This is a genomic window from Corynebacterium mendelii, assembly GCF_017307055.1.
In the GTDB taxonomy this organism is placed as follows: Bacteria; Actinomycetota; Actinomycetes; order Mycobacteriales; family Mycobacteriaceae; genus Corynebacterium; species Corynebacterium mendelii.
Genome location: NZ_JAFLEQ010000003.1, coordinates 181,747 through 207,245, shown reverse-complemented (window position 1 = coordinate 207,245; position 25,499 = coordinate 181,747). Strand labels below are relative to the sequence as shown.

The following is a 25,499-nucleotide window of genomic DNA, read 5'->3' as shown; positions in this document are numbered from 1 at the left end:
GTCAGCGGACGATGTCGGTGCGGGCCTGCCACAACACCGTCCACGGATCGGCGGTGTCGCCGGTTGCGCCGGACTGGTTTTGTTCCGCCCGGCGTTTGACGACCGTGTCGAAGTAGGCGGCCAGGCGGGCGGTGTCTTTGTCGTCGTTGGTGCGTACCGCGCCGGCAATATGGCCGGGAATATCGGCCACCGGGTCTTTTCCGGACGGGAAATAGACACCGTCAAAGGCCAGCGACGAGGAGATCGCCACCGCTTCGGCCGTCGACATGGTGGTGGAGGGCTTGTCGACCGGCCACCCTTCGTCGGTGATGCCACGGCGTAAATCCCTGAATATTGTCACCAGGGTGTCGACGACCCGGGTGTCGACCGGCACATGCACCGCAGCTTTGTCCAGCGCCTGCCGGGTGGCGCGGGCAACCAGCCGGCGCTCGGCATCCCGGTCGGCGATCGGGTCGATGCGTTCGAAGTTGAAGCGCCGTTTCAGGGCAGCCGACATGTCACTGACCCCTTTGTCCCGCAGGTTCGCCGTGGCAATGACACTGAACCCCTCCCGTGCGTAGACGGTTTCGTCACCGAGTTCGGCAACCGAGATTCTCCTCTCGGACAGCACCGGCACCAGTGCGTCCTGGATTTCGGGCAGCATGCGGGTGATCTCTTCGACACGGACGATTGTTCCCTTCCGCATCGCCGCCATCACCGCGGAGGGAACCAGCGCCTGGGGTGAGGGACCCTCGGCCAGGAGCTGCGCGTAGTTCCACCCGTAGCGCAGCTGGTCTTCGGTGGTTCCCGCCGATCCCTGCACCACGAAAGCACTGGTGCCGGAAATAGCCGCCGCCAACAGTTCGGACAGCATCGATTTGGCGGTTCCCGGCTCCCCGGTGAGCAGCAGCGCCCTGGCGCCGGCCAGGGTGACCACGCAGCGCTGCACAATGGCCTTGTCACCGATGAATTTCGGGCTGATGTCCCTGCGCGCCGGCAGATCCGGGTGCTTGGCAGCGGCGGCTTTGTCCAGTCGCAGCCCCTGCACACCACAGATGAAATCCACCACCGCCCGCGGGGTCATCGCCCATCCGGGCGGCCTGGGACCGGTGTCCTGGACGGCAAGAAACGCCAGCTCATCGGCGAAGCGTTCTTCCGCGGCCTGAACTTGGGTGGCGGTGGTGTCGGCCATATCGGTGGTGCCCTGTCTGTCTGGTGGAAAAACCGGTGGCGGATAACAAAACAAGAAAACCGCGGCCTGCCCGCCGGTGGGTGCACTGGCGGGCGGCGTGGTCAGTCCATGGTGCCACGATCGGCGCGGCCATGTGCCTGACGCGGGTGGGGCCGGGAAGAAAACGGCTGTCCCCCGGCGGTGCCGCAGCTGACCGTGAGTCACAGACGTGACCCGCCCGGGCCGTGTTCCCTGCGGTACCGCTCGACCGGGTCATCGTCGGTGCGGCCGCCGATCAACCGGGACAACAGTCCTCGGGCACCCCGTGACGGGTGGCCGCCGGCCGGATAGGTGTCACCGGTGTCGTAGGAGACGGTGTCGGTGGTGGTATCCCGCATCTCACACGGGGTGTGCCCGGTAAGGTGGATGATCTCAAAATCGTCGTCGAAGCCATCGTCGATGTCTTTGTCGTCGATGTCGTCGAGCCCCTTGTCAACAGCAATGTGGGCCGGGTTGCTGTCCCAGGCCGCGACACGTTCCTCCATGATTTCGTTGTACATCCGTTCAGCTTCGCGCTTGAGCTGTTCGTCCTTGCGCAGATACGAGACCAACCGGCCGACCACACCATTGACCGGCAACACCGACGCCTGCGGCGGCAAACCGTCTGATGCAGCCGCAGGCCCCTCCGTCGTGCGGGCACCCCGGCGTTTTCTGCTGACCACGGTTGCACCCCACATAGCCGACATCGCCAGGGCCATGCCCGCAGCACCCCACATAGCCGCAGTATCACCGTCGCCGGAGGTGCCGGTGTCACGGACATCCGGCGGCAGGTAACCGTCACCGGTTGCAGCATCAAAACTGCCGAAGTAGAAAACATCCGGCTGCCCGCTGCCGGAGCCGTCCACCGGACATTGTTTACGGGTATCAGTCCTGTCACCGACAGTCGGCGGGGTGTGTATTCCGGGTACTGCTGCAGCGTCGGCGGCATCCGACTCCCCGAACAGTGACTCGGAGGATATCCGCAACTGTTCATCCCCCAGAGGTGGCGCCGGAATTGCTCCTTCTTCAGCCGAATCCGCCTGCTGCTTCCCGGAAGGGTCAAAGGGAATCCCGGGCACCGGGTTATCGCCGTCGGCTTCGGGCTGGCCGGTGGCCTCCCGGTAGGCACCGTCACCGGTTGCACCATCACTGCTGTTGTGGTTGCCGCCGGCCACTTCCCCGGGGTAGCCGACATCGGATGGTTCCGGCCGCTCGTTGCGGCCGGACTCCGCCGCAAGATTGTTTCGCGGGCTGCTGTCGGTGACGTGGCCTGCAGTAAGCCCGCGCACATAAACGCCGGCAATCGTGTCCGGGGAGAAAACGAGGCCCAGCATTGCCGACAGGCACACCGGGCAACCACCACCGGGATGCGGTCAGGCCGGGACCGCCCGTGGGACTGCAGGGGCGGGGAGTTGCATGGTGTGGCCATTGCGCTCCAATACTACAGCCCGCGGCAGGATGCTTACCGGCGTTTCCGGCGGTACTGGCTGGTCCGCAACTCCTCATACCCCGGCTGATCACCATCAACAATCCGCTGCCACACATCAGCAAACAACTCGTGTGCAGGCACCAACGGCGGACACCCCTTCACCACCGCTTTCACCCGCGTATCCTCCCACAACAGATAATGCGGCGCCTTCCACACCTCCATCGGCTTATTCGGCGCAGACGCCTCCAACCAACCACCCGGCAAAAACACCTTCCGCCCGGCACCCTTCCGACTGCCCTCAACCACCACACCAGCAGCAACCAACTCCCCCGCAGCCTGATCAATATCCCTCTTCTTCCACCCATTCAACTCCCGAACGATCTTGTCCGACGGGAACTGCAAAGCCAGAAGCTGCAGGTAATAGCGCGCCGCAGCAGAAGAAACACCCTTAACTTTGGAAACCTCTTCCACCAACCCCGGCACACTGACAACCGGATCAAAACGATTCCCCGCCGCCGGGAACTGCGACGTACGCAACCACTGGATCAACCCATCAGCCCACCCGGCGGCAATCATGCGGCACACATTCGGCACCTGTTTTTCATCGACGTATTTCTCGGCGTTGTCGAAAGGACTCGGGATGGGAACTTCCGCGTCCCACTTTTTCCGCAGCTCCTCCGGCTGGGAGAATACATGGTCTTTCGCTGCCTGCAGCTGTCCTGCAAGCCAGGCGGCACTATCCGGATCCAGGCGGCATTCGGCAGCCAGACGAACAATCAACGACAGGTACTCGTCCCGCGGATGATTACCGGTGTAGTTGCGGCTTTCCTCCGCAATCGACTCGCCGTGCAGCACACTGCCAATACAGCTGCACCAGTAGCTGGTGCCTTCGACTGCGATCTGGCGGCTCCATTCTTCAGCTGACAGGCGAACCTTCGGCTCACCCATCAGCCGGTTGGCGGTGGCGATCACCCGCGCGGTGTTGAGGTGGCCAACCGCAATATCCGCCGGCCTTGCCGGGTTGAAGGCAGCCGCCAACAACTCCCGGACTTCGTCGGGGGTGAGCTGCTGCATGAGGCTTTTCGCTGCCGCGGCTTCCGCCACCGTGAAACCGAGCAGTTCCCGCTGCTCTTTACTTAGGAAACTGTGCTGCCAGCTGTGGCGGCCCACATAGGCACCGAACAGGTAGCGCAGCGCAGAGACCGGGAAAACCGTGGCCTGCGAGATTTCCTCCAGTGATTTCTCCAGGTTCGCGGCCACCACGGCCTGGGCACCGGACGCCTCAGCCGGTTCATTTTCTGCTGTCGAAGTGGCGGTGCGGGCTGTCTCGATTGCTTCCAGTGCGACGGTGAAGGTGTCTTTGTCAAGGGTTGTGTCTGTCGCCTGCGGCAGCGCCACCGACTGCCACCGGGTCAAAGCGACAGGGGCGAGAAGATGGCGTTCTTCGTGCCGGGATCCGTCGCGCCAATTCCAGTCGCAGCCCCACACCAAAACCCCGTCGTGGAATCCTTTCCGCGGCCAGTTTCCCGCTTCCTGGTCCGGTGAATGGGCGATCACCCGCCGCCAGCCGGTACAGGTTGCTCCCAGGGCATGGATGGCACGGACAAACCCCACAAAATCGTTGCGCACCGGTTCGGCCAGAAGCGGGGATGCCGCAATCGTCAGCAAGGCCTGCTCGTAACCCATGAAACCGGGGTTGAAGTTCTCTTCCGGCTCGTAGTCGGACAGCGTGTTGGTGGTGATGGCGTCAACGAGCTTGGCAAGTTTGCGCCCGTAATCGATGGTGTTTCCGTTGCCGAGCAGTTCCAGCAGGTCTTCGACTTGTTCTGTGGGCTGCGGTACACCGTGGTCGGTCTCCACGGCCGCATCCAGGGTGGCGCGTTGTTTTTTGATTTCTTCGTGCACCTGGTTGACCTGCACCACAACGCCGTCGATGGCTTCGATCAACACCGGGTCGGCAGTGGCAAACACCTTCCCGATCCGGTCTTTGCGTTGCTGTTCACTGCGGGTGGGATCAAGCAAATCACGGGCCGTGTCAGCGGTCACGCTGCGCAGCAGGCGGCTGACGTTTTCGTCCCTGGGGGCAATAAAGTGCAGCTGGTTGATCAGAAGACCATCCAGAAAGCTTTCCCGGCCGTCGGCTTCCAGGGTTCTGGGCACCTGTTTCAACGTCTCGGCATCAATGAGACCTTCACTGGTGTGCAGCCACACTCCCCCGCCGGGACGCGCGATCGCCGCCCCGATCGTCAGGCCTTTGCCGGTGGTGCGGAACGTACCAAGAGCTCCGACCACGCAGTTATCGCCCGCCTGATCGACGGGGAAGGACAGGTGCCAGCCACCGACAGATCCCATGGGGGAAGCGGCTGTCAGATCAGTCACCGGCATACAGGTCACATATCCCAGGTCGCATTGTGCCCTGTCTTCGCCGGCGCGGTAGAACTGTTCCGGGCTGTCGAATGCCGGAAGGCCGTCCATATCGAGTTTATCGACCGGAACCCCCAGGTTTTTCAGCGTTGCAGGCCAAGTGTAAAGGTTGACTTCCCCGGTTTTTTCACCGGTTTTCCGGTCGTAGACCCTGGCATGGGCACGGTCCCAGTGGGGAACACCGATAATGCTGTTTGGGGTGACCAGAACATTCGAGTCGCATCGGTCGTCTGCTGTGTCGCCGTCGGCGACAAGACCATTGGCAACCACACGACCGGCCCCGATTTCGTAGGAATAGGATCCGCCATTGGAATGCCACACATAGTTGTCGGTTTTGTGGGCGGCCTGCTCACCCAGCCAGTAGATGTGCTCCACATACCCGTTGCTGCCGCGGTAGCTGACCCGCACCCGGTCTTTGACGGTGCGCACCCCGACCACCATTTCCACTCCCCGCGGAAGCGTGCCGGTAGCAATCATTTTCTTCGGCGTCACCACCGCAATGTGGTCGCCGCAGGTCACCGCCTGGTTGGGGAATGATTCGTGCAGTTGTACCGGATCCTGTTCCCAGTTTCCGGGCACGGCATTGTCGCCGGTGTCTTCCAGGTGGCGGGCACGGACGTAGGCTACGGCTTCCTCCAGTGCGGGGAAGGTGTATTCGGCGGCCACACCGGTGCGCAGACTGGAGGCAACCTCCGCAACCTGGTCGAAGGCGAAGATTTTCTCCATCGCGTCCGGGTTGACGTCTGTCAGCCGCGGATCGTTCAGGTGGGGCAGGATGTTGTCGGTGAACTTTTCCAGTTCTTTGATGCTGCCGGTGCATGTGGCACGGTCGCCCGCGATCACATCCAGCGCCCGGGCCAGCAACTCGCGGGATCCGGGGTGCGCGAGCAAACTGTCCAGGTGTTCATCAATGGCATTCGCGTTCAAATCGTGGGCGGCCCGCACAGACAGCGTGGGATGGGCCGCCAGTGCCATAAGATCACGGTTGCGGTTGTCCGGTTGTTTGCCTGCTTGAAGCCACCCATCCCAGGAGGTGCCCAACCGTGCGGTGTAGTCGGTATCGGATGAATCAACATCCGGGAACTGAACCCCTGCCGCGGCCAGCGCATCGAGCAGATCAAGGCTCAATCCCCTGATGGCTTTGGGCCGGTAGTCCACCCCGTTCAATGCGTCATGGTGGCTGTCGATGGCGGCGATGAGGTTGGCGGGGCGCACCGACTGCCAGTCTGTTTCCAAATATCCGCACAGCCGCAACAGCAGGTCGCGGGTTGTGGTGTGGTCTTTGTCGGTCTCTTTCGTCACCCCGGCATCAATGAGCAGCTGGAAGTAGTCTTCGACCTCCATTTCGGCGGGCCTGTCGTCACACAACCATTCCTGGGCGTCCGGATGTTTTCTCGCCCAGTGGGCCAGGGATTTTCCGACGGCTTTGAAAAACCCGGCCGGTGCACGGCGCACAGCTGCCAGGCCGATAATGTGCTCGAACAGCAGGGCATCGGCTTCGGCGGGTGTCAACCCCGCGGCTTTGCCGATTTTGCGGGTATCCCGGGCCAAGTACGCATACGGCGGCTGCCCGGCGGTGATCCGGTCGGTGTTGAGTTCAATGAAATAGTCGAGGGCGTCTTTCGGATCATCGAAACGCTCCAGGCAGGCCGTGGCTTCCGCGGTCAACTCCCGGGCACCGGCAACACCCAGGGCCGCGAATTCGGTGAAGGCCGCCCGGTGACGGACCGGATCAATATCGATGTTGTAGGCACGCTCGGCTTCCCGGGCTTTGCCGAAAAACTGTTTGGCAAACTGCTGGTTGCCGACCCCGTGGAACAGACGGGCCACTTCCTCCAGAAGCGGCGGCACAAAATGCGGGGCCGATTTACCCAGTTCAGCGGCCAGGGTGTCGAAACGGTCTTTGACATCCTTGGCGCGGGAATTCACCGCTCTTTTCGCCCACTGCACATCCCCCACCAGATTCAGGGCGTGGCGGGCGTTTCCCGGATCCACCAGAATCGGCCAGGCGGGAAAACCCACGGCCACCGGACGGGTGCGGCCGACGGGTGTGACCTTGTGGTTGGTGTATCCCAGGGTTTTCATGGCAATGTCTTCGGCCTGGATCAGCGGCTCGGGCACCAGGCGCACCATGGTTCGGGTACCGGAGGTATAGGTCACCGCCATCAACACCACGGCTTTGGTACCCGGATCAAGGGGGTGGCCCGGCGGCAGGGTATGTCCGGCACGCAGTTTCTCCGCGGCACTGGGGGTCGTCGGCGCAGTCATGTGGTGGTCCAATCGGTTGTTGTTGTTCCCGCCCGGGGATACACACCTGCCGGTGGCGGGCCTGCCGGGGAATCCGGCCGACAGGGGTGGTGGAAAACTGGTGCTGAAAAGTCGTTGCAGACGCTAGTTTTTGGTGTCTTTTTCCTTGGTGCGGGCGGAGTAGATGTATTCGGCCATGCGGATGCCCTCCGACCAGGCGACCGGGCCGACATCGGCGAGTGCCACCGTGCGCCCGGAACGGGTAAAGCCCAGAGTGCCCAGTGTTGCTTCGTCTTCCGGGGACCAGGCTGTGACGTCCAAAACGGCTGTGGTGTTGACCCCGTTTTCGGTGACGGTGACACTGATTTCCTGCAGGCTGGTTTTGAATCCGCCGCCCCTGCCCCGCCCCAACAAGTGGGAGGCCTGCTCATAGACGCCCCCGTCATAGGCCCGGACTGCTTCCCGCTGGGTTTTCTCATCGGCCGGTTTGGGATGGATTTCCCGCAGCAGCTGGTCAAGGTTCTGGTGCACGCCGAGTTCAACGGCGAATTCCCGCCAATCGTCGATATCCACCATGCCTGCCGGGTGGGGAATCGTGGCAACTGCCGTATCAGTGACGGTGACAGTCACGCTTTCGCCGTCAAGATCAACCAGGTGCAGATTGTTCTCATCCGCACCTTTGAGCAGGCCGACTGTGCCGCTGCTGCACACCACCAAATCCTCAAGCCAGTGCCGCCACGCCGGATCCGTCCACACCTGTCCGAGTAATACGACCGGTATTTCCTCCCCTGCCAAAAACCAGGCCAACACAGTGGATTTGCATTGGTCGGTGTGCTGGTCAAGAAAATCCCGGGTGGCGAGAAGCTCCTGGTACTGCCCGGTCTTGCGGGCTTTCGCCGGCACGGTTTTAAGCTTCGTGCCCTTGGCATTGCGGCAGACAATCTCGCTGCCGTCCAATGCCAGGTGGTAGCCCTCGGCTTCAATCCAGTCGAGCTGGTCGTCACAGATGGTCATTGTTGGTGTCCTTTATCTTCTGCGTGACACAAGGGCACGTGGCATACCGGATACCACACCGCCGGATACGGCGGCAAAACAAGTGGTTGTGCCTGAACTTTTTTACAACACCCTACGCGACAGCCTCTATCCGGGAAGTCCCGGACACTACTGCCGCCCACCTGCCTGATGCGCCATTGCCCCTTGCCGAAAGAGATTTCTTCAGTTCCAGACAGCCCGTGTGACGGGGGTGGGTGGCCGCTTGGACAGTGCCTGCGCCGCCGGTGACCACCCCCGGTTGGACGCAAACAACCCGCGGACCTTAAAAAAGATGGGTCCGCGGGTTGTTTTCAACCGGTGTGCCACCGCCGGTTGCTGCACCGCTTTTTCCGGGCTGGCTATTTACCGAAACCGGCTTGCCTCAGGGCATCAGCCATGGATCCCTTCGGTGCCCGGGTTTTACTTCCGCGCTGGTTGCCGCGGGGTTCTCCGCTGTTTCCCCGGTTGCCGCGCCTGCCGGAAGTGGACTGTTTGTCGCGGTTGCCGCGGGGTTTTCCGCTGCCGGTTTCTTCCGGATCGTCATCCAGCCGCAGCGACAGAGAAATGCGTTTGCGGTCGACATCGACATCCATGACCTTGACTTTGACGATGTCGCCGGATTTGACCACCGAGTGCGGGTCATCGACAAAACCTTTCTTCATCGCCGAGATATGCACGAGGCCATCCTGGTGGACTCCCACATCGACGAACGCACCGAAAGCGGCGACGTTGGTGACTGTTCCCTCCAGGATCATGCCGGGGTGAAGATCGGAGATTTTCTCCACGCCTTCTTTGAAGGTGGCGGTAACAAATTCCGGGCGGGGATCCCGGCCGGGTTTGTCCAGTTCGGCGATAATGTCGGTGACGGTGGGCACACCGAAGGTGTCATCGGCGAAATCTTCGGGTTTCAGTTTCGCCAGCACCGGCGAGTTGCCGATCAGCCGGTCGATGGTCAGTCCTGTGGCGGCGACGATTTTTTCCACCACCGGGTAGGCCTCCGGGTGGACGGCGGAGCGGTCCAAAGGATTGTCCCCGCCGTTGATGCGCAAAAAGCCGGCGCACTGCTCGAAGGCCTTCGGCCCCAGTCGCTGCACGTCGAGCAGTCCTTTACGGCTGGTGAAAGCCCCGTTGCTGTCGCGGTGGGCCACAATATTTCCGGCAAGTGTGGCGCTGATACCGGCCACCCGGCCGAGAAGGGCGGCCGAGGCGGTATTCAAATCGACCCCCACCGCGTTGACGGCGTCTTCGACCACGGCGTCGAGGGTGGTGGCCAGATTGGTCTGGTTGACATCATGCTGGTATTGGCCGACACCGATGGATTTCGGGTCGATTTTGACCAGCTCGGCCAACGGGTCCTGCAGCCTGCGGGCAATGGAGACTGCACCACGCAGGGAGACATCCATGTCCGGGAATTCTTCCGCCGCAAGTTTGGAGGCCGAATACACCGAGGCACCGGATTCGCTGACAGTGACCACCACCGGTTTTTCACCGCCTGCCGCGGCAAGAAGGTCGGCGACTTTTCCGGCCAGCTGCACTGATTCCCGTGACGCGGTGCCGTTGCCGACGGCAATAAGTTCCACCCGGTGGGTGGCGGCCAGGGAGGACAACACCTTCACCGCATCGTCGAAACGGTTCTGCGGCTGGTGCGGGTAGACAATGACGGTGTCGAGCACTGTGCCGGTTTTACCGATCACGGCGCATTTGCAGCCGTTGCGGTAGCCCGGGTCAATGCCCAGGGTTGCCCTTTGTCCGGCGGGGGCTGCCAACAGCACATCGCGCAGGTTGGTGGCAAAGACCTTCAGGGCTTCGTCCTCGGCGACGTCCTTGAGTTTCATCCGCGCATCCAAACCGGCCGATACACCGAGTTTGGTGCGCCAGCCGCGGGTGGCGGCATCACGCAGCCAGGAGCCGGGTTCCATCGTCCAGCCGGTGTGGTTGGCGATTCCCGAGACGAACATCTCGTCATCCCCGCCGGACAGGGTCACGGTGAGCACACCTTCGGATTCCCCGCGCAGCACCGCCAGAATCCGGTGGCTGGGCATGGAGGTAAACGGCTCCGAATAGTCGAAGTAGTCGGAAAACCGCTGTCCTTCCTGCTGTTTTCCTTCCACCACGGACGATGTCAGTGATCCCTTGGCAAAGAAGTCGTCACGCAGCCCGCCCACCAGATCGGCGTCGGTGGCCAAACGGTCAATGATGATCGCCCGGGCACCGTCGACGACCGCCTTCGGTTCCGCGAAACCCTCGCAGATGAATGCTTCGGCTTCACCGGCTGCCGTCTCGGCGGTGAAGGTGGCGCTGCCGCCGCGTTCGATCAGTAGATCAGCCAGCGGCTCCAGACCGGCCTCACGGGCGGTGTCCGCCTTGGTTTTGCGGCGTTTTTTGTACGGCAGGTACAAATCTTCCAGGCGGGCTTTCGTCTCGCAGCCGACAATCAGGGCTTTCAGGTCGTCGGTGAGTTTTCCCTGCTCGTCGATTGCCGCCAGGATTGTGTTCTTGCGGTCTTCCAGTTCCCGCAGATAGCTGAGGCGCTGGTCGAGTTCACGCAGTTGACTGTCGTCAAGGCCACCGGTTTTTTCTTTCCGGTAGCGGGCGATGAACGGAACGGTGTTGCCTTCGTCAAGAAGATCAATCGCGGCCTGGACATGGTTTTCTGGGACACCCAACTCGCGGGCGATGGTCGAAGAAATCACCCGCCCCACTATAGGGGCGCGACAGAACAAGCCCGACAGCGGGCCGGGGGGCACACAACACCGGCACAGGGTGTGGGCGCCGACTGGTCCGGGCACAGCCGGGCGGGCGGATGTTTTGCGGTGTTTTGCCCACACCGGTGTGCCCGGTGCACCTACACTTGGGAACACAACGGATGCGGCGTGTCAGGCGCCGACAGCTTGTCCCGGATACGATTTTCTTTTTCGAAGGAACCATGCAACCCAACGCCACCAGGTTTCGCACCGTCGCCATCGGTGTGCCCACCGTGATTGCCCTTGTCTGCGGCATCTACTCCCTACTGAAGGTTCCGTCGATGCCCGACGAGATCGCCGTCCATTTCAATGTGCACGGCCAGCCCGACGGCTTCGGGGCGGCGCTGCCCTACACGCTGCTGCTGTTCGCCATTGCCCTGGCGTTGGCTGTGGGCATGGGGTTTTTGGGCGGCACCGTCAACCGTGGCCTGGTGGGCATCAATACCGCTGTCGCAACGCTGATGGGTGGGATCATGGTCAAGGTGGCGTCGATCAATGCCGCGGCCACTGACCCGCACACAGTCACATTGCCGGTCGCCCAGATTCTTGTGTGGGGTGCCGGGGGATGTGTGGTGGGACTATTGGCCGCCTGGCTGGCCGGCCCCCCGGTCAGACGGGATGCCCGCTAGAAAAATCCCTGCGGCCGGCACCGCCGGTGACAGATGCCGCAAAGTGCATGCGGCAGGCACCCGATGGCACAAGAAGCAGTCAGCGATCCGGATTCCAGTCGCAGGCTGCCCGGCCACCCGGTTCGGTACGCCCCTCATGGGAGGTGCCGTACCAGTAGATGTCCTCCGGCAAACAGGCCACCACCGCGGCGGTGAGCTGCCGCGGAGTCAACGTTGACCGGCCGTTGATGACCACCCTGTGCAGCACTTCCGCAACCGGGGAATGGCCCTGCTGCTGCTCGTACTGGGTGACCAGCATATTGTCCGGCTCACACGACAGTGAGATTTCTTCCGCGTCCACGGTTGCCCCGTGTATGCCCCGCTGCTCAAGCCGGGAGACCAAATCTTTCGCGACTGCCGCCCACTCGCCGGGGGTGATCAGCACATTGATGTCTGTGGAAACTTCCCTGTCCATATCCCCATTGTGCACCTGTGCGCGCTCAGCTGTGGTGTTCGGCATCATCTGCCAGCTGCGCCAGATATTCCAGATCGTCGGTCGACAGTGCATTGTCATCGGCCAGCCGGTCGATGATGTCAGGGCGCACCGACAGTGTGCGGCGCAGTGACTGTTCGCGCCGCCAGGTGTCGATGAGTGCGTGATTTCCGCTCAACAACACCTCGGGTACGTCCCGTCCCCGCCACCGGGCGGGTTTGGTGTAGCAGGGCCCTTCCACCAGGCCGTCGGAGAAACTGTCCTGCTCATGCGAGGTGGCATTGCCCAGCACCCCGGGGATCAGGCGGACCACGGCCTCGGCGATGACCAGCACCGCCACTTCCCCGCCGATGAGAACATAGTCGCCGATGGAGACCTCCCGCACCCGGTAGCGTGCGGCGGCCTCATCAATGACCCGCTGGTCGATGCCTTCGTAGCGCCCGCAGGCAAACACCAGGTGTTTCTCGGCCGCCAGCTGTCTGGCCTGCTCCTGGGTGAAGGGACTGCCCGCCGGAGTGGGAACCACCAGGACGGGTTTGTCCCCGTCACAGGGTGCTTCACCGCGGGCCGGATCAATCCAGGCGGTGTCGGTGTAGCCGGAAAAACCGGTGCCGGAAAGATCATCGTGACGCGGTTTATTGGCGTGCGGTGCCGCTGAGGTCAACCGGCAGGCGGTGGACACAGGGCCGGTTCCGGCTGCCACATCGTCGAGCGCCGGACCCCACACCGTCGGGGTCATCACCATGCCCGGTCCACCGCCGCAGGGGGAATCATCGACGGATTTGTGGTTGCCGGTGGCCCACTGGCGAAGATTGTGGATGTAGACCTCAAGGAGGTTTTTCTCCACTGCTTTGGCCACCAGTGCGTGGCGCAGCGGCTCGAAATAGCCGGGGAAAATGGTGACGACGTCAATGCGCATGGGGATGGGGTGTTTTCAACTGGTTGTGGTGGTTTGCCGTGTGCCGCGGCCGGAGTAGCAACGGGTGGGTGATCCCCCCGGGGAAAACCGGCAGCAACCGTGCGGGACGGGTTTTTTCAAAGGGGGGAAGTGTTTGTCTCACAGATCCAGCAGGCCCTCCGGCGGGGTGATGGTCACGCTGTGCCCGGCCACATCCACGGTGGGGACAATGGCGTGGACGAAGGGAACCAGCACCTGTTTGCCGGTGTCTGTGATCCCAACTTCCAGCAGCGTGCCGCCGGGACCGGTCACAGTCCCGGTGACAGTGCCGATTGTCGCGCCGTCACAGATGACATCCAGGCCCTGAAGCTCGTGGTCGTAGAAGCCTTCCTCACCGCTGTCGTCGTCCAGTGGCGGCGCGTCGAACACCATGCCGCGCAGCCGGTCGGCCCGGGTGCGGTCGGTGATCTCCTCGAATAAGACCAGCAGACGGTTTTTGTGTTCCCGCACCGATGCCACCGTCAGCTCGGTGGTGGACCCACCCTGTCTGCCGGTCAGTACGCTCCCGGGGGCGAAACGGATTTCCGGGGCGTCGGTGGTCGCGTCAACCACCACCTCACCTTTGATGCCGTGTGATTTAACAACTCGGCCGATTCTGACATCCATGGGGCAAAAGCTTAGCCGCTGGCCCGGCCCAGGACGCCACCCGCACCCCGGGGCCGCAGCCGCGTGTTTTTGTGTGTTGCTTTTTCTTCGCCGCGGCTTTTTACCAGGAGTGGACGATCTCGGCGAGTTCCCGTACTGCCGCAGCGTCGGTGATGGTGGTACTCACCGATCCACCGCCCGGGCCTGTCGGGCCGGTATCGGGTCCCTGACCGGAACAGGAGGCATGCACCGCGCAGATACCGGTGTCTTTGAGTGCCCCAACAGTGGCCGGGCGGATCGACCCGCCGGCCTGGATACCGATGCCGTGGCGGTTGGCCCGCGCGACCATCTCGGCCATGGCCTGTGGATCATCGCAGGCCCCGGCCGCCCCGGCAGAGGTGAGAATCCGGGCCACCCCGATATCGGCGACCGCATCAATGGCCGCCAGCCGGTCGTCGACGGTGTCGATGACCCGGTGGACGGTCACATCAAGTCCCCGGGCCGCGGCAACCATGGCACCCATGGCGGCAATATTCACCGTGCCGTCCGGGCTGGCCGCCCCACAGACCACACCGGCGCAGCCCGCGTCAACACAATCGGTGATCTCCTGGCACATGATCGCGATCTCTTCGTCGGTGTAGATGAAGCCGCCGGGCCGGCACCGGATGAGAACATGCACATCAATACCGGTGGCCACGGCTGCTTTGACCACCGGCAGTGTCGGGGTCAGCCCGCCGGTCAGCGCCAGCGCCGCGGCCAGCTCCACCCGGTCGGCACCGGCTTGTTTGGCTACCCTGGCACCGGCGGCGTCCTGCACCGCCACCTCCAGTTTCGTCCTGAACGATCCCATTTTTAAAAAATCCTCTCCACTGGGGTTGTCGACTATCCGGGGCATCTCGCCCACGCCCCGCCTTCCATTGTGGCCCACCCCAAGCCCCGGCGGGTGGAAAAACACGACAAGCCGCCGACCGTGCACCGGTGACGGTGGCATCCCGCGGCTTTGGAGCAGGCACAGATCCCGCCTGTGGCCACCCCACCTGCTCGGGCGGGGCCTGTGACAGCCCGGGCGGTGGCGGAAGCGGTGGCGGAAGAAAAAAGCCAACCTGCCGGTTGCCGCTGCCGACGTGGCGCCTGCGGCTGGCGGGCTGTGTCCGACACAGACACAACAATCCCCGGCTGATCCTTTCAGTACCGGGATCAGCCGGGGATGTGGCAGGGTGTGACGGACACAGCCGACAAAGAAGGTGGTTTATATCACACCGATGGGTCAACCATGGAGGCAAAAACAATGAACGGGTCCCCTTTCCGGCCGGCAGCGCCGCCGGGTGTCGGGACCCGTTAATGCCCCGCTTAGAACAGGTCCGGTCAACCGGACCGCCGCGGCGGGAAAAGAGAGGACGGGGGCAATCCTATTCGGATGCTTCCTCGGCCTTGGCCTCGTCGGCTTCAGCCTTCTCGGCAGCCTCGTCAGCCTTCTTGGCTTCCTCGGCGGCGGCCTTCTTGGCGGCTTCTTCCTTCTTGGCCTTTTCTTCCTTGGCCTTCTTCTTCTTTTCGGTGAACGCCTCGACGGAGGGTCCCTTGTTGGCTTCTTCAAGAGCCTGGTTGAACAGATCCAGCTTGGTGGGCTTGGGTTCCGCAACCTTCAGGGTGCCTTCGGCACCGGGCAGGCCCTTGTACTTCTGCCAGTCACCGGTGATCTTCAGCAGAGCCAGAACCGGTTCGGTCGGCTGGGCGCCGACTCCCAGCCAGTACTGGGCGCGCTCGGAATCGATCTTGATGACGGACGGTTCCGATTTCGGCTCGTAGACACCGATGTTTTCGATGACCTTGCCGGAACGGCGGGTGCGGGCATCGGCGATGACGACGCGGTAGTGCGGGGTGCGGATCTTGCCGATACGCTGAAGCTTGATTTTGACGGCCATGGTGATGGCTCCTTTTCGTAGTGTCGGTCACTGGGCAGTACAGGCACCCGGAAAAACCCTCCGCATCGCGGCTGACATCTCCAGGCCGGTTCAACCCTTGGATTGGTTACCCTGCGCGTGACCACCGTTCGACCGTGGTCGATTGCGGTGATACGCAGGAAAAGCTGTCCCTTTTTCATGGTTGTGCCGGACATAGTGTGACATAGTGTGCAGCAGACCGCCGGATGTGCCCATCCGTTGCGGGGCGCCGATACACATGATCCGGCAGGGACAACCCGAAAAACACTAGCAGCATCCGGCAGCCGGGGGCAACTTAGAGCGTCGTTTCGGGCGGTCGGCTGGCCGGGCTAACCACCTCATCATCGAGGTAGCGGGCCACCTGCCCGGCGGTGAAACGGGCCATGCCACCGGGGGTGGCCAGTGCCTGCGCCAGAGTGGTCAACCGCGGGGTGCGGCGGTTGTTCCACTCAGCCAGGGCCGTGGCGGTGATCTGCCAGCGGGAACCATCGTGGCTGGCGCGAAGGTCACCGGATTCCAGCAGGGCAACCACCCGTTGGTCGTCCAGCCCGGGCAAAGCCGCGGCTTCCGCTACGCTGAGCTACCCCGCGGCGGGTTCACAGCCGGTCAAGGTATCCCTCCTCCATGATGGCCGCGGGCACAAAACGAGCCTGGTCATCGGTGATGATCCTGGAGGATTCGCGGATTGCCAGACCGGCGAATGCCGAGCCGACCATCCAGCAGCCGATTACCGGCAGATTGATCCGGTGGTCCTCCCCTTCGAACGCAAACGGCGGGCAGTACTGCTGGAAGGCGTAGCGGCCCAGATCCTCGAAAACATTGAAGCCGGAGTCGTCGGGGCGGTTGGTGTCGGCGGTCACCCCGAAAGTCGGTGCGTTGACGGTAATGCCGTCGCCTTCCCGGCCGAAGAAGGGTTTTTTCACCCAGTCGGTCATCTCCCCGGGATCATCGACCCGGGCGGGAAGAAGCGAGGGATGGGACGGGAACGCATCCCATAACGCGGGCAGCAGCAGCTTGGTGGATGAACCCATCGTCCAGGCGGGGTTGATCCACTGGATGTCGCGCCCATGGTCAAACAGCAGCCGGTCGTAGCCGGAATCATTGTCGGTGACCAGGTCCTCCCACGGGTAGAGCTTGTAGAGGTTTGTGATCTGGTCGTCGGAGCCGTCCAGCCACAGGCCCTTGTCCTCATCCCAGAATATCTCCGACAGCGGGATGACCTTGACATGCCAGCCGGCCAATCTGGCCGCATGCGCGAGCACCGCCACGTTCATCCGGTCTTCGGCCAGCTCATCGAGTTCATCGTCGACATGGGCCAGGTGCAGCTGGGGGGAGTCGGACTGGTCGAGAATCTGGCGGAATTTATCCACCAGCATCGACCCCAGCTGCCCGGTGTCACGCAGCCCGGGTTTGTCGGCGATCCACGACTGCTGGCAGACCGCCGACTCGACCACCGCGGTGGGTGTGTCGGAGTTGTATTCCAGCAGTTTGATCTGGTCTTCCTCCGGGTTGTAGATGACGTCGAAACGCGAATACAGGTGAATATCGCCGGCGTCATAGGAGGCTTTGGCGAAATCGATGGCTTCTTCCGGAACCCCGGGATCGCCGTAGCGGCGGTCGAGAATCCGGGAGGACGCCTCCAGACACATCCAGTACAGTTCCTCGCACTGCTTTGCAATGGAGGCGATCTGCTTCTCGGTGAACAGGTAGGCGTGGGTTTCGTTCCAGTAGTGCTCGGTATCGGCCGGGGAATCCAGATCGTAGGTCAGGCCCTCTTCGGCGATGGTGGTCTGCCAGCCGGGCCGGGGTTCAAAACGGTGTCGCAGCATACGGGTGTGTCCTTGTTTTTAAAAAAGCGTGTGTGGTCGCAACAGTGCGGTGTTGTGAAGGCACACGGGTCCGGCTGACCCGCTGTCTGTCAGCCGCCGCGGTGTCCGCCCCCGGAGCGTTTGCCGCCGCCGAACCCGCCTGTGCGGTTCTGGGTCCTCGACCCTTTGTTGGCCGGGGGTTTCTGACCGGAATTGTTGTTGGTCTTGCCCTCGGGACCGGTTTTGCCGTCCGCGGGTTGTTTCGGCTTGCCGAAACCACCGGTGCGTTTGGTCGATCCCGCGGTTCCTGCCGCAGCACCCGCGGCAGCACCGGCCACAGCCTGCTTGCGGGTGACTGACCCACCGCTGACCGTGTTGACGGTGCGGGCACTTTTCACCGAGTCAGCGAAACTGCCGCCTGTCTGCGGGGCACCGGTGAACACCTTGCCCTGCACGGGACGCTGTGTGGTGACGGTTCCCGCATTGGGCCCGGAGGTCTGGACAGGGGAACCGACCGGCGGAATGAACGGCTGGCGGCCACCCAACTGGGTGCCGAGGTAGAACCACAAAAACGGGGTGATCGGGGATCCGCCGTAGTAGTGGACATGCTGATCAGTCTGCTCGAAAGAATCCTGGTCGGGACACTCTTCATCGTCAACCCGCTGGCCGGTGTCCGGGTTGACGCACACGGCCACATAATCATCCGGGCCGGGTTCGGGCTGGTCCTCCACGGGCGCGGCAGCCTCCGGAGCGACCGATGACACCTCGACCGGGGCTTGCTGGACCGCGGTGTCCGAGGCCGAACAACTGGCCACAAACGGGGCGGTGACCACCAAAGATGCGGCCAGCAGACAAATCCTGGTGTGCGGACGGTGACTCATGGAAAAACCGACAACTCCCCTGCGGTAGGTCGACTACGGTTGATGTCCCACCGATCCTAGCCGAAAAAACCGTGCGGGCACCCCAGGCCGGACGCGCCGACCCGGCTTCCGTTCCGCCGGACAACGGGCCGCGATACACCGTTTCACCGGCGTGTTTGTCGCACACGTGCGGTCGGTTGTGTGGCAGGGTAAAAGATGTGTCACTCCCCAAACGCCTGAAAGCGGACGACAAAGCACTGCTGCACATCCAGCAGGCCGCGGTCGCGGAGGCTGAAGCCAGCCAGGTTCTCAAAGACGCGGTGGCCACCGCCGTCATGCGCGGTCTCGGCTGGGACGTCATCGCCCAGTATCTGGGAGTCAGTGAACGCCAGGCCCGGCACCGTTTCGGTGGCCCGAGAATCGAAGACGCCCAGCAGTCGCTGTTTTGAACCACCTGTCTTTATCACCACAGCCCGCCAACGACACTGTCCCCGACCACACCGGGAGTGGTCGGGGACAGTTCTAAATTATGCGGGCTTGCCCGCTACAGCGGGTTTTCTACTTGCCTTTGCCGCCGAAATCGAGGTTGTCCAGGTCGATGCCTTCCATGCCCTTGGGCATTTTCGGCATTCCCGGAATCTTCGGCATACCGGGAATATTCGGCATCCCGCCGCCTTGTTCCATCTGCTGCTGCAGTTTCTGCAGTTCAGCCATATCCGGCATGCCGGGCATGCCGGCGGGCATTCCGGGCATACCACCGGGCATCTTCGGGGTGTGCTGTTTGCCGCCGCCTTTGCGTTTGCCCTTCTTGTTTTTGCGCCCCTTGGGCTTTTTCTTGGTGGCGCTGCGGCCGCCGAAGCCGGGCATACCCATCTGGCCCGCCATTTTGCCCATCATCTTCTTCGCCTCGAAGAAGCGGTTGACCAGCTGGTTGACTTCCTGGACGGTGACACCGGAGCCGTTGGCGATGCGTTTCCTGCGGGAAGCGTTGAGGATTTTCGGGTTGTCGCGTTCTTCCGGGGTCATGCCGCGGATGATCGCCTGAATCCGGTCGAGCTGTTTCTCGTCGACCATGTCGGCGACCTGGCTCATCTGTTTGCCGCCGGGCAGCATTTTCAGGATATTGCCGATGGGACCCATTTTGCGGATCATCAGCATCTGGTCGAGGAAGTCTTCCAGGGTCAGTTCCCCGGAACTCATCCGGGCCGCGGTTTTTTCCGCCTGCTGCTGGTCGAAGACGGTTTCGGCCTGTTCGATCAGCGACAAAACGTCGCCCATGCCCAGAATCCGGCTGGCCATGCGCTCCGGGTGGAAGACATCGAAGTCTTTGAGCTTCTCACCGGTGGAGGCGAACATGATCGGCTTGCCGGTGACCTCCCTGATTGACAGGGCGGCACCGCCGCGGGCGTCACCGTCGAGTTTGGTGAGCACCACACCGGTGAAGTCGACACCGTCGCGGAAAGCCTGGGCGGTGTGCACCGCATCCTGGCCGATCATCGAATCGATGACGAAGAGGACTTCATCCGGGTTGACCGCATCCCGGATATTGCGGGCCTGGGCCATCAGGGTTTCGTCGATGCCCAACCGGCCGGCGGTATCAACAATGAGCACATCGTGTTTGGTGCGCTTGGCCTGTTCGACGGAGTCTTTGGCCACCTGCACCGGATCGCCGTGGGAGGTGCCCATCTCATGGTCGTGGGAATCGATGGCGGTTCCCGGATCGGGGGCAAAGCAGTCCACACCGGCGCGTTCGGCCACAATCTGCAGCTGCTGCACCGCACCCGGCCGCTGCAGGTCACAGGCCACCAGCATCGGGGTGTGCCCCTGACCTGCCAGGTGGTGGGCCAGTTTGCCGGCCAGGGTGGTTTTACCGGCACCCTGCAGACCGGCCAGCATAATCACCGTCGGCGGGGTTTTGGCGAACACCATCCGGCGGGTTTCGCCGCCCAAAATGCCGACCAGTTCGTCGTTGACGATTTTGATGACCTGCTGGGCGGGGTTGAGCGCCTCAGAGACCTCGGCACCGGCGGCACGGGTTTTGATGCGTTTGATAAATCCCCGCACCACAGGCAGGGAGACGTCGGCTTCCAGCAGTGCCAGACGGATTTCACGGGCGGTGGCATTGATGTCCTGCTCGGTGAGTTTGCCTTTGCCGCGCAGGCCTTTCAACGTTTCTGTCAGGCGGTCTGACAAAGACTCGAACACTTCGGGGATCAACACCTTTTGCTTCTCGGGGATGGATGGCCGGCACACAACCGGTGTGCCGATCCATCCTAACCCACGGCCGCTTCCACCTGACATCGACTACCGCGCCCCGGTTGGGCGGTACCGGGGCTTGGGCCGGTCGGGGGCGGGAGAGCATAAAAAACCGCTGTCCCCGACCAACGGGCGCCACGGTGGACAGGGACAGCGGTCAGCCGGGAAAAACAAGTTCCCGGGGTGTCAATCAGTAGCCGGGTTTTCCGTCACTAGCACCGGGCAGCTGCGGGGGCTGCTGCTGGTTGGCCGGGGCGGCAGGCTGCGCCGGGGCGGCAGGCTGCGCCGGGGCGGCAGGCTGGGCCGGGGCGGCAGGCTGGGCCGGTTCCGGCTGGACCGGAGAGACGGTGTCGACCACTTCACCGGCCACCGACGACACGGCAGACGATGCGTCACCGGCCAGGGAGGTGGCCGCTTCAGAGGCGTCCCCGGCCACCGACGACACAGCAGAACTCACCGACGAGGCCTTCGATCCGGCGGTCTCGGCGGCCTCACTGGCCACCGACGACACAGTCGATGCCACCGAACCAACCGGGTCGACGGTGACCGTCGACGACGCTTGGGTGGTCTTGTCCACCGTGGTGGTGGCTGTGGCGCTGGGTTTGGTGGTGGTGGCTGTGGTGGTCGCCACCTCGGCGGTGGTGGTGGTCCCGGTGGTGGTGGTCTCCGGGGAGTCCTTGTCGTCGGAGTTATTGCAGGCGGCAAGTCCGGTCACCATCACGCAGGCGGCGATGACGGCGCCCACAGGTTTACGGGCTGTTGAAAAAGTCATGGGTTTTCTCTCACACGTCTTTCACGTCGGTTGATGCGGACTTTCTCCGGCTGTGGCGGGCTGGCCCGCCCGGTTACAGGCCGCAAGCATGGTCGACGGTGTCGGCCGCTGCGGTGATGTTTTTTTCATCGACCCACAGCTGCGGCCGGTACCGCGGTTTGTCCGCACAATCTACCGCCCGACGACGCCGGTTGTGTAATCAGGCTCACCGGCGGCTGTGTACCCACCACCTGCAGCAGGTGGTGACCAGGGCCTATTTGTTTTTTCCCGGGCGCACAGTCACCGGCGAGAAGCGCCCGAGCATAATCGCGGTGTCGCGCACCAGCGGGTGCGGGGTGTCGGCCAGGTGGGGTCGGGTGTCCCCGGTTTTTTTGGCCGTCGCTTTCATCAGCGGCTCGTCGACGAAGGTGAAAAGAATCCAGGCCAGGATGAAGCTGGCGGCAAAAGCGATGGCTGCGGCGGCAAGCCACAGGCCCAGCCCGCCGTGTTTACCGGCCAGGACATAGCGCTGGACAAACACCATCACCGGAAACTGCACCATGTAGAAGGCAAACGAGATATTGCCCAGCAGCACCATCCGCGGGCCGCTGATGCGCCCGGAGACCCCGCTCATGTCGCGCACCGCCAGGGTGGCCACCACCAGCGTCATCGGCAGGGACATAACCACCGACATTTTGTAGGCCACCGGCACAAACCAGGTTGCCGCAAACGACAGCGCCAACAGCCCCAGCGGCCAGGCGATGCGGGTGTTTTTGAACTGCCCCTCCCACACCAGCTTCGCGGCGAAGACCCCCAGATAAAACTCCACCAGGCGGGTGGGCGGGAAATAGTAGGACAGCCAGTAGGTGTGGTCGACGGCGATGCTGTCCTGGATAAACCACAGCGGGTGGGCGTGCACGTCAGCCACCGGGGAGACTTCCCCCGGCCACAGGCGGGGGACAAAGAAGTTCCGGGTGTCTTTCGATCCGTCGGCGAGACGATGGATGGCGGTGATCAGCGCCAGCGAGAGGAGGAAACATCCGATAAGCCCGGCCCAGTTGCCGCGTCCGCGGATGGCCCGCAGCAGCGGCACAAACAACGGAAAAGACAGGTAAAACAGCATTTCCGACGCCAGTGACCAGGCGGGAACGTTCAGCCCGCCGATCATCACCCAGTCGGTGTTGAAGGTGTGGATGAGCAGCGCATTGGGCAGCCAGCAGATCAGCCGGGAGACGGGAAACGGGGCCGCCACATCCAGCAGGCCGGGTTCACGGCCCGCCTGCTCGGCCTGCACGTAGCCGGCCACGGTGGCTGCCGCGAGAATGAACAGCCCCATGGTGATCAGGTGCATGGGATAGATTTTCGTGATCCGGCGGCGGCAGTAGTACAGCCCGGCGCGCACACTGTCCAGCTGTGAGTTGGACCAGTAGATCAAAAATCCGGACAGGATGAAAAAGAACGTCACCCCGGCGCTGCCCAGCTGCATCGGCACGATGGCGTGCAGGGTGGAAAACAGATCCGATTTCTGGAAGGGGTAGACGGCCAGAAACACCAGGGCGTGCAAAACGAACACGGCGGCGGCAGCCCACCAGCGGGCGCCGGTGAGGCTGGGAAGATTGGGGCGGCGTGCCGGTTGTGCGGGTGTTGCCATGAAAATCGGTTACCTGCCAGCGTGAAAATGTGTGGACAAACGATCGGTTCGGGGAGAAAAGACCGTGTTTCCCGCCCCGGCCGGTGGGGCGGGTGCGGTGGGCTGCGCCGTGTCAGCGCAGACGGGAGGCGACCAGGTCGCCGGCCACCCGGTTGCCGGTGACCGACGGGTGGTAGATCGCCCCGCCCAATCCGGCCCGGATATCGCCGATGCCGCTGATCCACGGGTCGGCGCTGCAGGAATGGTGTCCGGCGGTGGCGGCGGATAGGTCAATGAAGTCCAGGCCCAGTCGGGCGGCGGCCTGCTGCTGTGCCTTGTGCAGGGCGGCGAATTCCTCACCGACCAATTCTGTTCCGGCCAGGCGCAGCGGGGCACCGGCGATGGTGGCGCACACGGCGGGGTCACCGGCCGGGTTCAGCGAGGCGTAGCCGAGCAGGTGGATGGTGGCGTTGGGCGCATAGTAGGCCAGGTAGTCGGTGACCGGTTTGAGCCGGGCCACATAGGAGTCAGCGGTGATGTCGGCCGGGTTGATCACCTGCTGCGGGGCGTGCCCCCGGTTGCAGGCCGCCCGGTTGGTGATGCAGGTGACAGCGGTCTCCAGCATGGTGGTGCCGTGCCCGGACCAGGTGTCGTTGAATCCCATCTGGATGATGATGTCGCGGGTGGACTGCCCCAGTCCGGAGACCGATTCGGCGTAGCGGACCTGGTCGGCCAACGGGATACCGTGCCCGGAGTTGAGTCCACTGCCCCAGCAGGAAGCGTCCAGGACGGCATTGCCGCCCAGCCGATCGTTGAGCTGGCTGGGCCACGAGCGGGCCGAATGCATGCAGCCGCGGGAGTCGGCGCTGATCGGCAGGACTGTGCCGCCGGTGTGGGAATCACCGAACACCAGCACCGGGAAACCCCCGGCCGGGGCCTGGGGCTCGGCGGCATTCCAGGAGCTGGCCGCGGATTTGTTGAATTCCCCCAGCCCGTAGTGGCCGCTGATCAGCGCTTGGGCGGATCCGGTGGAGGAAAAACCGGCCGGGTCGGATGAGGTTGCCCCTACCGCGGCGGGCAGGGAAACGGTGGCGGTTGCCACGGCAAAAAGGCACGCGGCCAGGGCACGGGTGATCGTCATCGGGGTGTAGGGGCCTTTCCTGAGGAAAAATTTAGGGTGTGGCACTTTTTCCGGGCATGGGGTGATAGCCGACATGCCCTCACCACCACGGCACCGCCACGATGGTGTCGCGGCGCCACACGTGTGCCGGGCACAACCGGTACAGGCCGGGTTATGCGAGGAATCTATCACGCTGCACAGGCTGTGGCGGCACCCGCCCGGCGGGGTGGTTTTTCAGGTTCCCGCCAGCGCGGCCATGAGGGATTTCTCCACTGCGGGACCACTGCTGCTGCCGGGAAGCTGGAAGCGGGCGATCACCGTTGATCCCGGGGTGGTTGCCGAGGACCAGTGCACGACGGGCAGAAGTTTCAAAAGCTGGCCGAGCACCCCTTTGCGGTCGGCGGTGCGGACCTCCCCGATCGACGGGGTGTACCAGTGGACCACGGTCGGCGCCGGGGCCACCTCGGGCAGCCGGGTGAATACCCCGGATTTGTGGGCTTCGACAATGAGCTTTTCATCGACGGCTCCCGGGGAGGTGGTGCGCACCCCCACCACCGCGTTGTAGATTCCCGGTTGCCGGTCCGCGGCCTGCACCATCCGGTAGTCGGTGATCAGCCAGCCTTTCGCCCCGATCAGTGACACCAGCCGGGCAATTTCTTCGGCGGTCACGGCCCGCAGGGTCATCTCGCAGCCGGGATCGCGGCTGACGATCCGCAGTGTCCCGCCGGGCGGCAGCCACACGTACGGCCGGGAGGGAATCGCCGGGCTGAGATGCGCTTTGGCCCCGGCGACCAGGGATCGGGCAGCCTGTTCGACCGGGCGGGTCCACACCCGGGGTCCGGTGGCCAGCCCGTCGGCCCGGGTCAGTTCGAACAACAGGTCGATGATCAGCGGATCCCAGTGGCAGGCCTCGACCAGGCGGTCAACCGCCCGCGGATCATCCGGGGCGCAGGTCACCGCCAGCCGCATCAGGGTGGTGTGTTCGGCAACCAGGTTCTGCACGATGGCCCGGTCTGTCAGCACCAGCCCCATGCGGGCGCCGGCCCGGGCGGCGATCTCCGCGCCGACCTGGCTGTGCGGACGGACCGTACCTTTGCCCATGTCGTGGAACAACGCCGCCAGCAGCAGCAGATCGGGTCGGGCCACCTGCACGGTGTGACGTCCGCAGTTGGCCACCGTGTGCACCAGATGGGTGTCGACGGTGTGGGTGTGGCTGGGTTCGCGGGGCACCAGCCCCCTGACCACCGGCCATTCGGGGACGAAATTTTCCCACAGCCCGTTGGCGTCCATGGCGGCAACCAGCGGCTGCAGTGTCGCCGGATTCGACAGCACCGCCAGGAAATCTTCTGTCGCCCTTTTCGGCCACGGTGCCGGCAGGGCGGCGATCCCGCGCATTTTCTTCCATACCGGTCCCGGCACCGGCAG

At 63.4% G+C, this 25,499-nt stretch carries 19 protein-coding genes and 1 pseudogene; 2 read left to right on the top strand and 18 right to left on the bottom strand.

The window, feature by feature from the left end; translation table 11 throughout:
* Position 1: 1 nt before the first annotated feature.
* The 5 genes from JZY06_RS00860 to JZY06_RS00840 form a co-directional block, all read right to left on the bottom strand.
* Entirely contained in the window at positions 2-1,171 is a 1,170-nt protein-coding gene (locus JZY06_RS00860; protein ID WP_207117595.1) for an ATP-binding protein, read from the bottom strand.
* 200 nt (positions 1,172-1,371) lie between these two features.
* Entirely contained in the window at positions 1,372-2,523 is a 1,152-nt protein-coding gene (locus tag JZY06_RS00855) for a hypothetical protein (RefSeq protein WP_207117593.1), read from the bottom strand.
* Positions 2,524-2,651: 128 nt separating this feature from the next.
* The gene (locus tag JZY06_RS00850; protein ID WP_207117591.1) at positions 2,652-7,310 is read right to left on the bottom strand and encodes a hypothetical protein; all 4,659 of its coding nucleotides are present in this window, start codon (positions 7,308-7,310) and stop codon (positions 2,652-2,654) included.
* 123 nt (positions 7,311-7,433) lie between these two features.
* Positions 7,434-8,303: a DUF4132 domain-containing protein gene (locus JZY06_RS00845; protein ID WP_242516417.1), complete on the bottom strand. Its 870-nt coding sequence runs from the start codon at positions 8,301-8,303 to the stop codon at positions 7,434-7,436.
* 377 nt (positions 8,304-8,680) lie between these two features.
* The gene (locus tag JZY06_RS00840; protein WP_330616993.1) at positions 8,681-11,014 is read right to left on the bottom strand and encodes a Tex family protein; all 2,334 of its coding nucleotides are present in this window, start codon (positions 11,012-11,014) and stop codon (positions 8,681-8,683) included.
* Positions 11,015-11,247: 233 nt separating this feature from the next.
* Here JZY06_RS00840 and JZY06_RS00835 point away from each other — a divergent pair, with 233 nt between their 5' ends.
* Positions 11,248-11,694, top strand: coding sequence for a DUF1648 domain-containing protein (locus JZY06_RS00835; RefSeq protein ID WP_207117589.1), 447 nt, complete (start codon positions 11,248-11,250; stop codon positions 11,692-11,694).
* Between the two features lie 79 nt (positions 11,695-11,773).
* Here the strand turns inward: JZY06_RS00835 and JZY06_RS00830 are convergent, their stop codons facing one another.
* The 8 genes and pseudogenes from JZY06_RS00830 to JZY06_RS00795 all read right to left on the bottom strand — a co-directional run bounded on the left by JZY06_RS00830 (position 11,774) and on the right by JZY06_RS00795 (position 18,338).
* Positions 11,774-12,148: a hypothetical protein gene (locus JZY06_RS00830; RefSeq protein ID WP_207117587.1), complete on the bottom strand. Its 375-nt coding sequence runs from the start codon at positions 12,146-12,148 to the stop codon at positions 11,774-11,776.
* A 25-nt stretch (positions 12,149-12,173) separates the two neighbouring features.
* Positions 12,174-13,085 (bottom strand): tRNA (guanosine(37)-N1)-methyltransferase TrmD, encoded by a 912-nt coding sequence (gene trmD, locus JZY06_RS00825; RefSeq protein ID WP_207117585.1) that lies wholly within the window; start codon positions 13,083-13,085, stop codon positions 12,174-12,176.
* 138 nt (positions 13,086-13,223) lie between these two features.
* The gene (gene rimM, locus JZY06_RS00820) at positions 13,224-13,730 is read right to left on the bottom strand and encodes a ribosome maturation factor RimM (protein ID WP_207117584.1); all 507 of its coding nucleotides are present in this window, start codon (positions 13,728-13,730) and stop codon (positions 13,224-13,226) included.
* 100 nt (positions 13,731-13,830) lie between these two features.
* Positions 13,831-14,559 (bottom strand): copper homeostasis protein CutC, encoded by a 729-nt coding sequence (locus tag JZY06_RS00815; RefSeq protein ID WP_207117583.1) that lies wholly within the window; start codon positions 14,557-14,559, stop codon positions 13,831-13,833.
* 559 nt (positions 14,560-15,118) lie between these two features.
* Positions 15,119-15,631 carry a 30S ribosomal protein S16 gene (gene rpsP, locus JZY06_RS00810; protein ID WP_207117582.1) on the bottom strand — a complete coding sequence of 171 codons (513 nt, stop codon included), beginning with the start codon at positions 15,629-15,631 and terminating at the stop codon, positions 15,119-15,121.
* A 313-nt stretch (positions 15,632-15,944) separates the two neighbouring features.
* A pseudogene (locus tag JZY06_RS00805) lies at positions 15,945-16,217 on the bottom strand (hypothetical protein); the annotation flags it as partial.
* 28 nt (positions 16,218-16,245) lie between these two features.
* Positions 16,246-17,478 carry a glutathionylspermidine synthase family protein gene (locus tag JZY06_RS00800; RefSeq protein ID WP_207117580.1) on the bottom strand — a complete coding sequence of 411 codons (1,233 nt, stop codon included), beginning with the start codon at positions 17,476-17,478 and terminating at the stop codon, positions 16,246-16,248.
* An 89-nt stretch (positions 17,479-17,567) separates the two neighbouring features.
* Complete coding sequence (locus JZY06_RS00795; RefSeq protein ID WP_207117579.1) at positions 17,568-18,338, bottom strand: hypothetical protein; 771 nt, start codon at positions 18,336-18,338, stop codon at positions 17,568-17,570.
* A gap of 197 nt (positions 18,339-18,535) precedes the next feature.
* Between JZY06_RS00795 and JZY06_RS00790 the strand changes: the two genes are divergently transcribed.
* Positions 18,536-18,766, top strand: coding sequence for a hypothetical protein (locus JZY06_RS00790; RefSeq protein ID WP_207117578.1), 231 nt, complete (start codon positions 18,536-18,538; stop codon positions 18,764-18,766).
* 109 nt (positions 18,767-18,875) lie between these two features.
* On the opposite strand, the gene ffh is transcribed toward JZY06_RS00790, so the two are convergent.
* From ffh to JZY06_RS00765, 5 genes are all read right to left on the bottom strand, one after another.
* The gene (gene ffh, locus JZY06_RS00785; RefSeq protein WP_207117577.1) at positions 18,876-20,522 is read right to left on the bottom strand and encodes a signal recognition particle protein; all 1,647 of its coding nucleotides are present in this window, start codon (positions 20,520-20,522) and stop codon (positions 18,876-18,878) included.
* Between the two features lie 241 nt (positions 20,523-20,763).
* Entirely contained in the window at positions 20,764-21,345 is a 582-nt protein-coding gene (locus tag JZY06_RS00780; protein WP_207117576.1) for a hypothetical protein, read from the bottom strand.
* A 253-nt stretch (positions 21,346-21,598) separates the two neighbouring features.
* Positions 21,599-22,975: an acyltransferase family protein gene (locus JZY06_RS00775; protein WP_207117575.1), complete on the bottom strand. Its 1,377-nt coding sequence runs from the start codon at positions 22,973-22,975 to the stop codon at positions 21,599-21,601.
* A 112-nt stretch (positions 22,976-23,087) separates the two neighbouring features.
* The gene (locus JZY06_RS00770; protein WP_207117574.1) at positions 23,088-24,095 is read right to left on the bottom strand and encodes an SGNH/GDSL hydrolase family protein; all 1,008 of its coding nucleotides are present in this window, start codon (positions 24,093-24,095) and stop codon (positions 23,088-23,090) included.
* 213 nt (positions 24,096-24,308) lie between these two features.
* The coding region (locus tag JZY06_RS00765; RefSeq protein WP_207117573.1) for an HD domain-containing protein at positions 24,309-25,499 on the bottom strand (1,191 nt) is incomplete at its 5' end.

Excerpts from the sequence above, each read along its gene's own strand:
- JZY06_RS00860 (WP_207117595.1), bottom strand. The coding sequence starts at position 1,171 with ATGGCCGACACCACCGCCACCCAAGTTCAGGCCGCGGAAGAACGCTTC.
- JZY06_RS00855 (WP_207117593.1), bottom strand. The coding sequence starts at position 2,523 with ATGCTGGGCCTCGTTTTCTCCCCGGACACGATTGCCGGCGTTTATGTG.
- JZY06_RS00850 (WP_207117591.1), bottom strand. The coding sequence starts at position 7,310 with ATGACTGCGCCGACGACCCCCAGTGCCGCGGAGAAACTGCGTGCCGGA.
- JZY06_RS00845 (WP_242516417.1), bottom strand. The coding sequence starts at position 8,303 with ATGACCATCTGTGACGACCAGCTCGACTGGATTGAAGCCGAGGGCTAC.
- JZY06_RS00835 (WP_207117589.1), top strand. The coding sequence starts at position 11,248 with ATGCAACCCAACGCCACCAGGTTTCGCACCGTCGCCATCGGTGTGCCC.
- JZY06_RS00830 (WP_207117587.1), bottom strand. The coding sequence starts at position 12,148 with ATGGACAGGGAAGTTTCCACAGACATCAATGTGCTGATCACCCCCGGC.
- trmD (WP_207117585.1), bottom strand. The coding sequence starts at position 13,085 with ATGCGCATTGACGTCGTCACCATTTTCCCCGGCTATTTCGAGCCGCTG.
- rimM (WP_207117584.1), bottom strand. The coding sequence starts at position 13,730 with ATGGATGTCAGAATCGGCCGAGTTGTTAAATCACACGGCATCAAAGGT.
- JZY06_RS00815 (WP_207117583.1), bottom strand. The coding sequence starts at position 14,559 with ATGGGATCGTTCAGGACGAAACTGGAGGTGGCGGTGCAGGACGCCGCC.
- rpsP (WP_207117582.1), bottom strand. The coding sequence starts at position 15,631 with ATGGCCGTCAAAATCAAGCTTCAGCGTATCGGCAAGATCCGCACCCCG.
- JZY06_RS00800 (WP_207117580.1), bottom strand. The coding sequence starts at position 17,478 with ATGCTGCGACACCGTTTTGAACCCCGGCCCGGCTGGCAGACCACCATC.
- JZY06_RS00795 (WP_207117579.1), bottom strand. The coding sequence starts at position 18,338 with ATGAGTCACCGTCCGCACACCAGGATTTGTCTGCTGGCCGCATCTTTG.
- JZY06_RS00780 (WP_207117576.1), bottom strand. The coding sequence starts at position 21,345 with ATGACTTTTTCAACAGCCCGTAAACCTGTGGGCGCCGTCATCGCCGCC.
- JZY06_RS00775 (WP_207117575.1), bottom strand. The coding sequence starts at position 22,975 with ATGGCAACACCCGCACAACCGGCACGCCGCCCCAATCTTCCCAGCCTC.
- JZY06_RS00770 (WP_207117574.1), bottom strand. The coding sequence starts at position 24,095 with ATGACGATCACCCGTGCCCTGGCCGCGTGCCTTTTTGCCGTGGCAACC.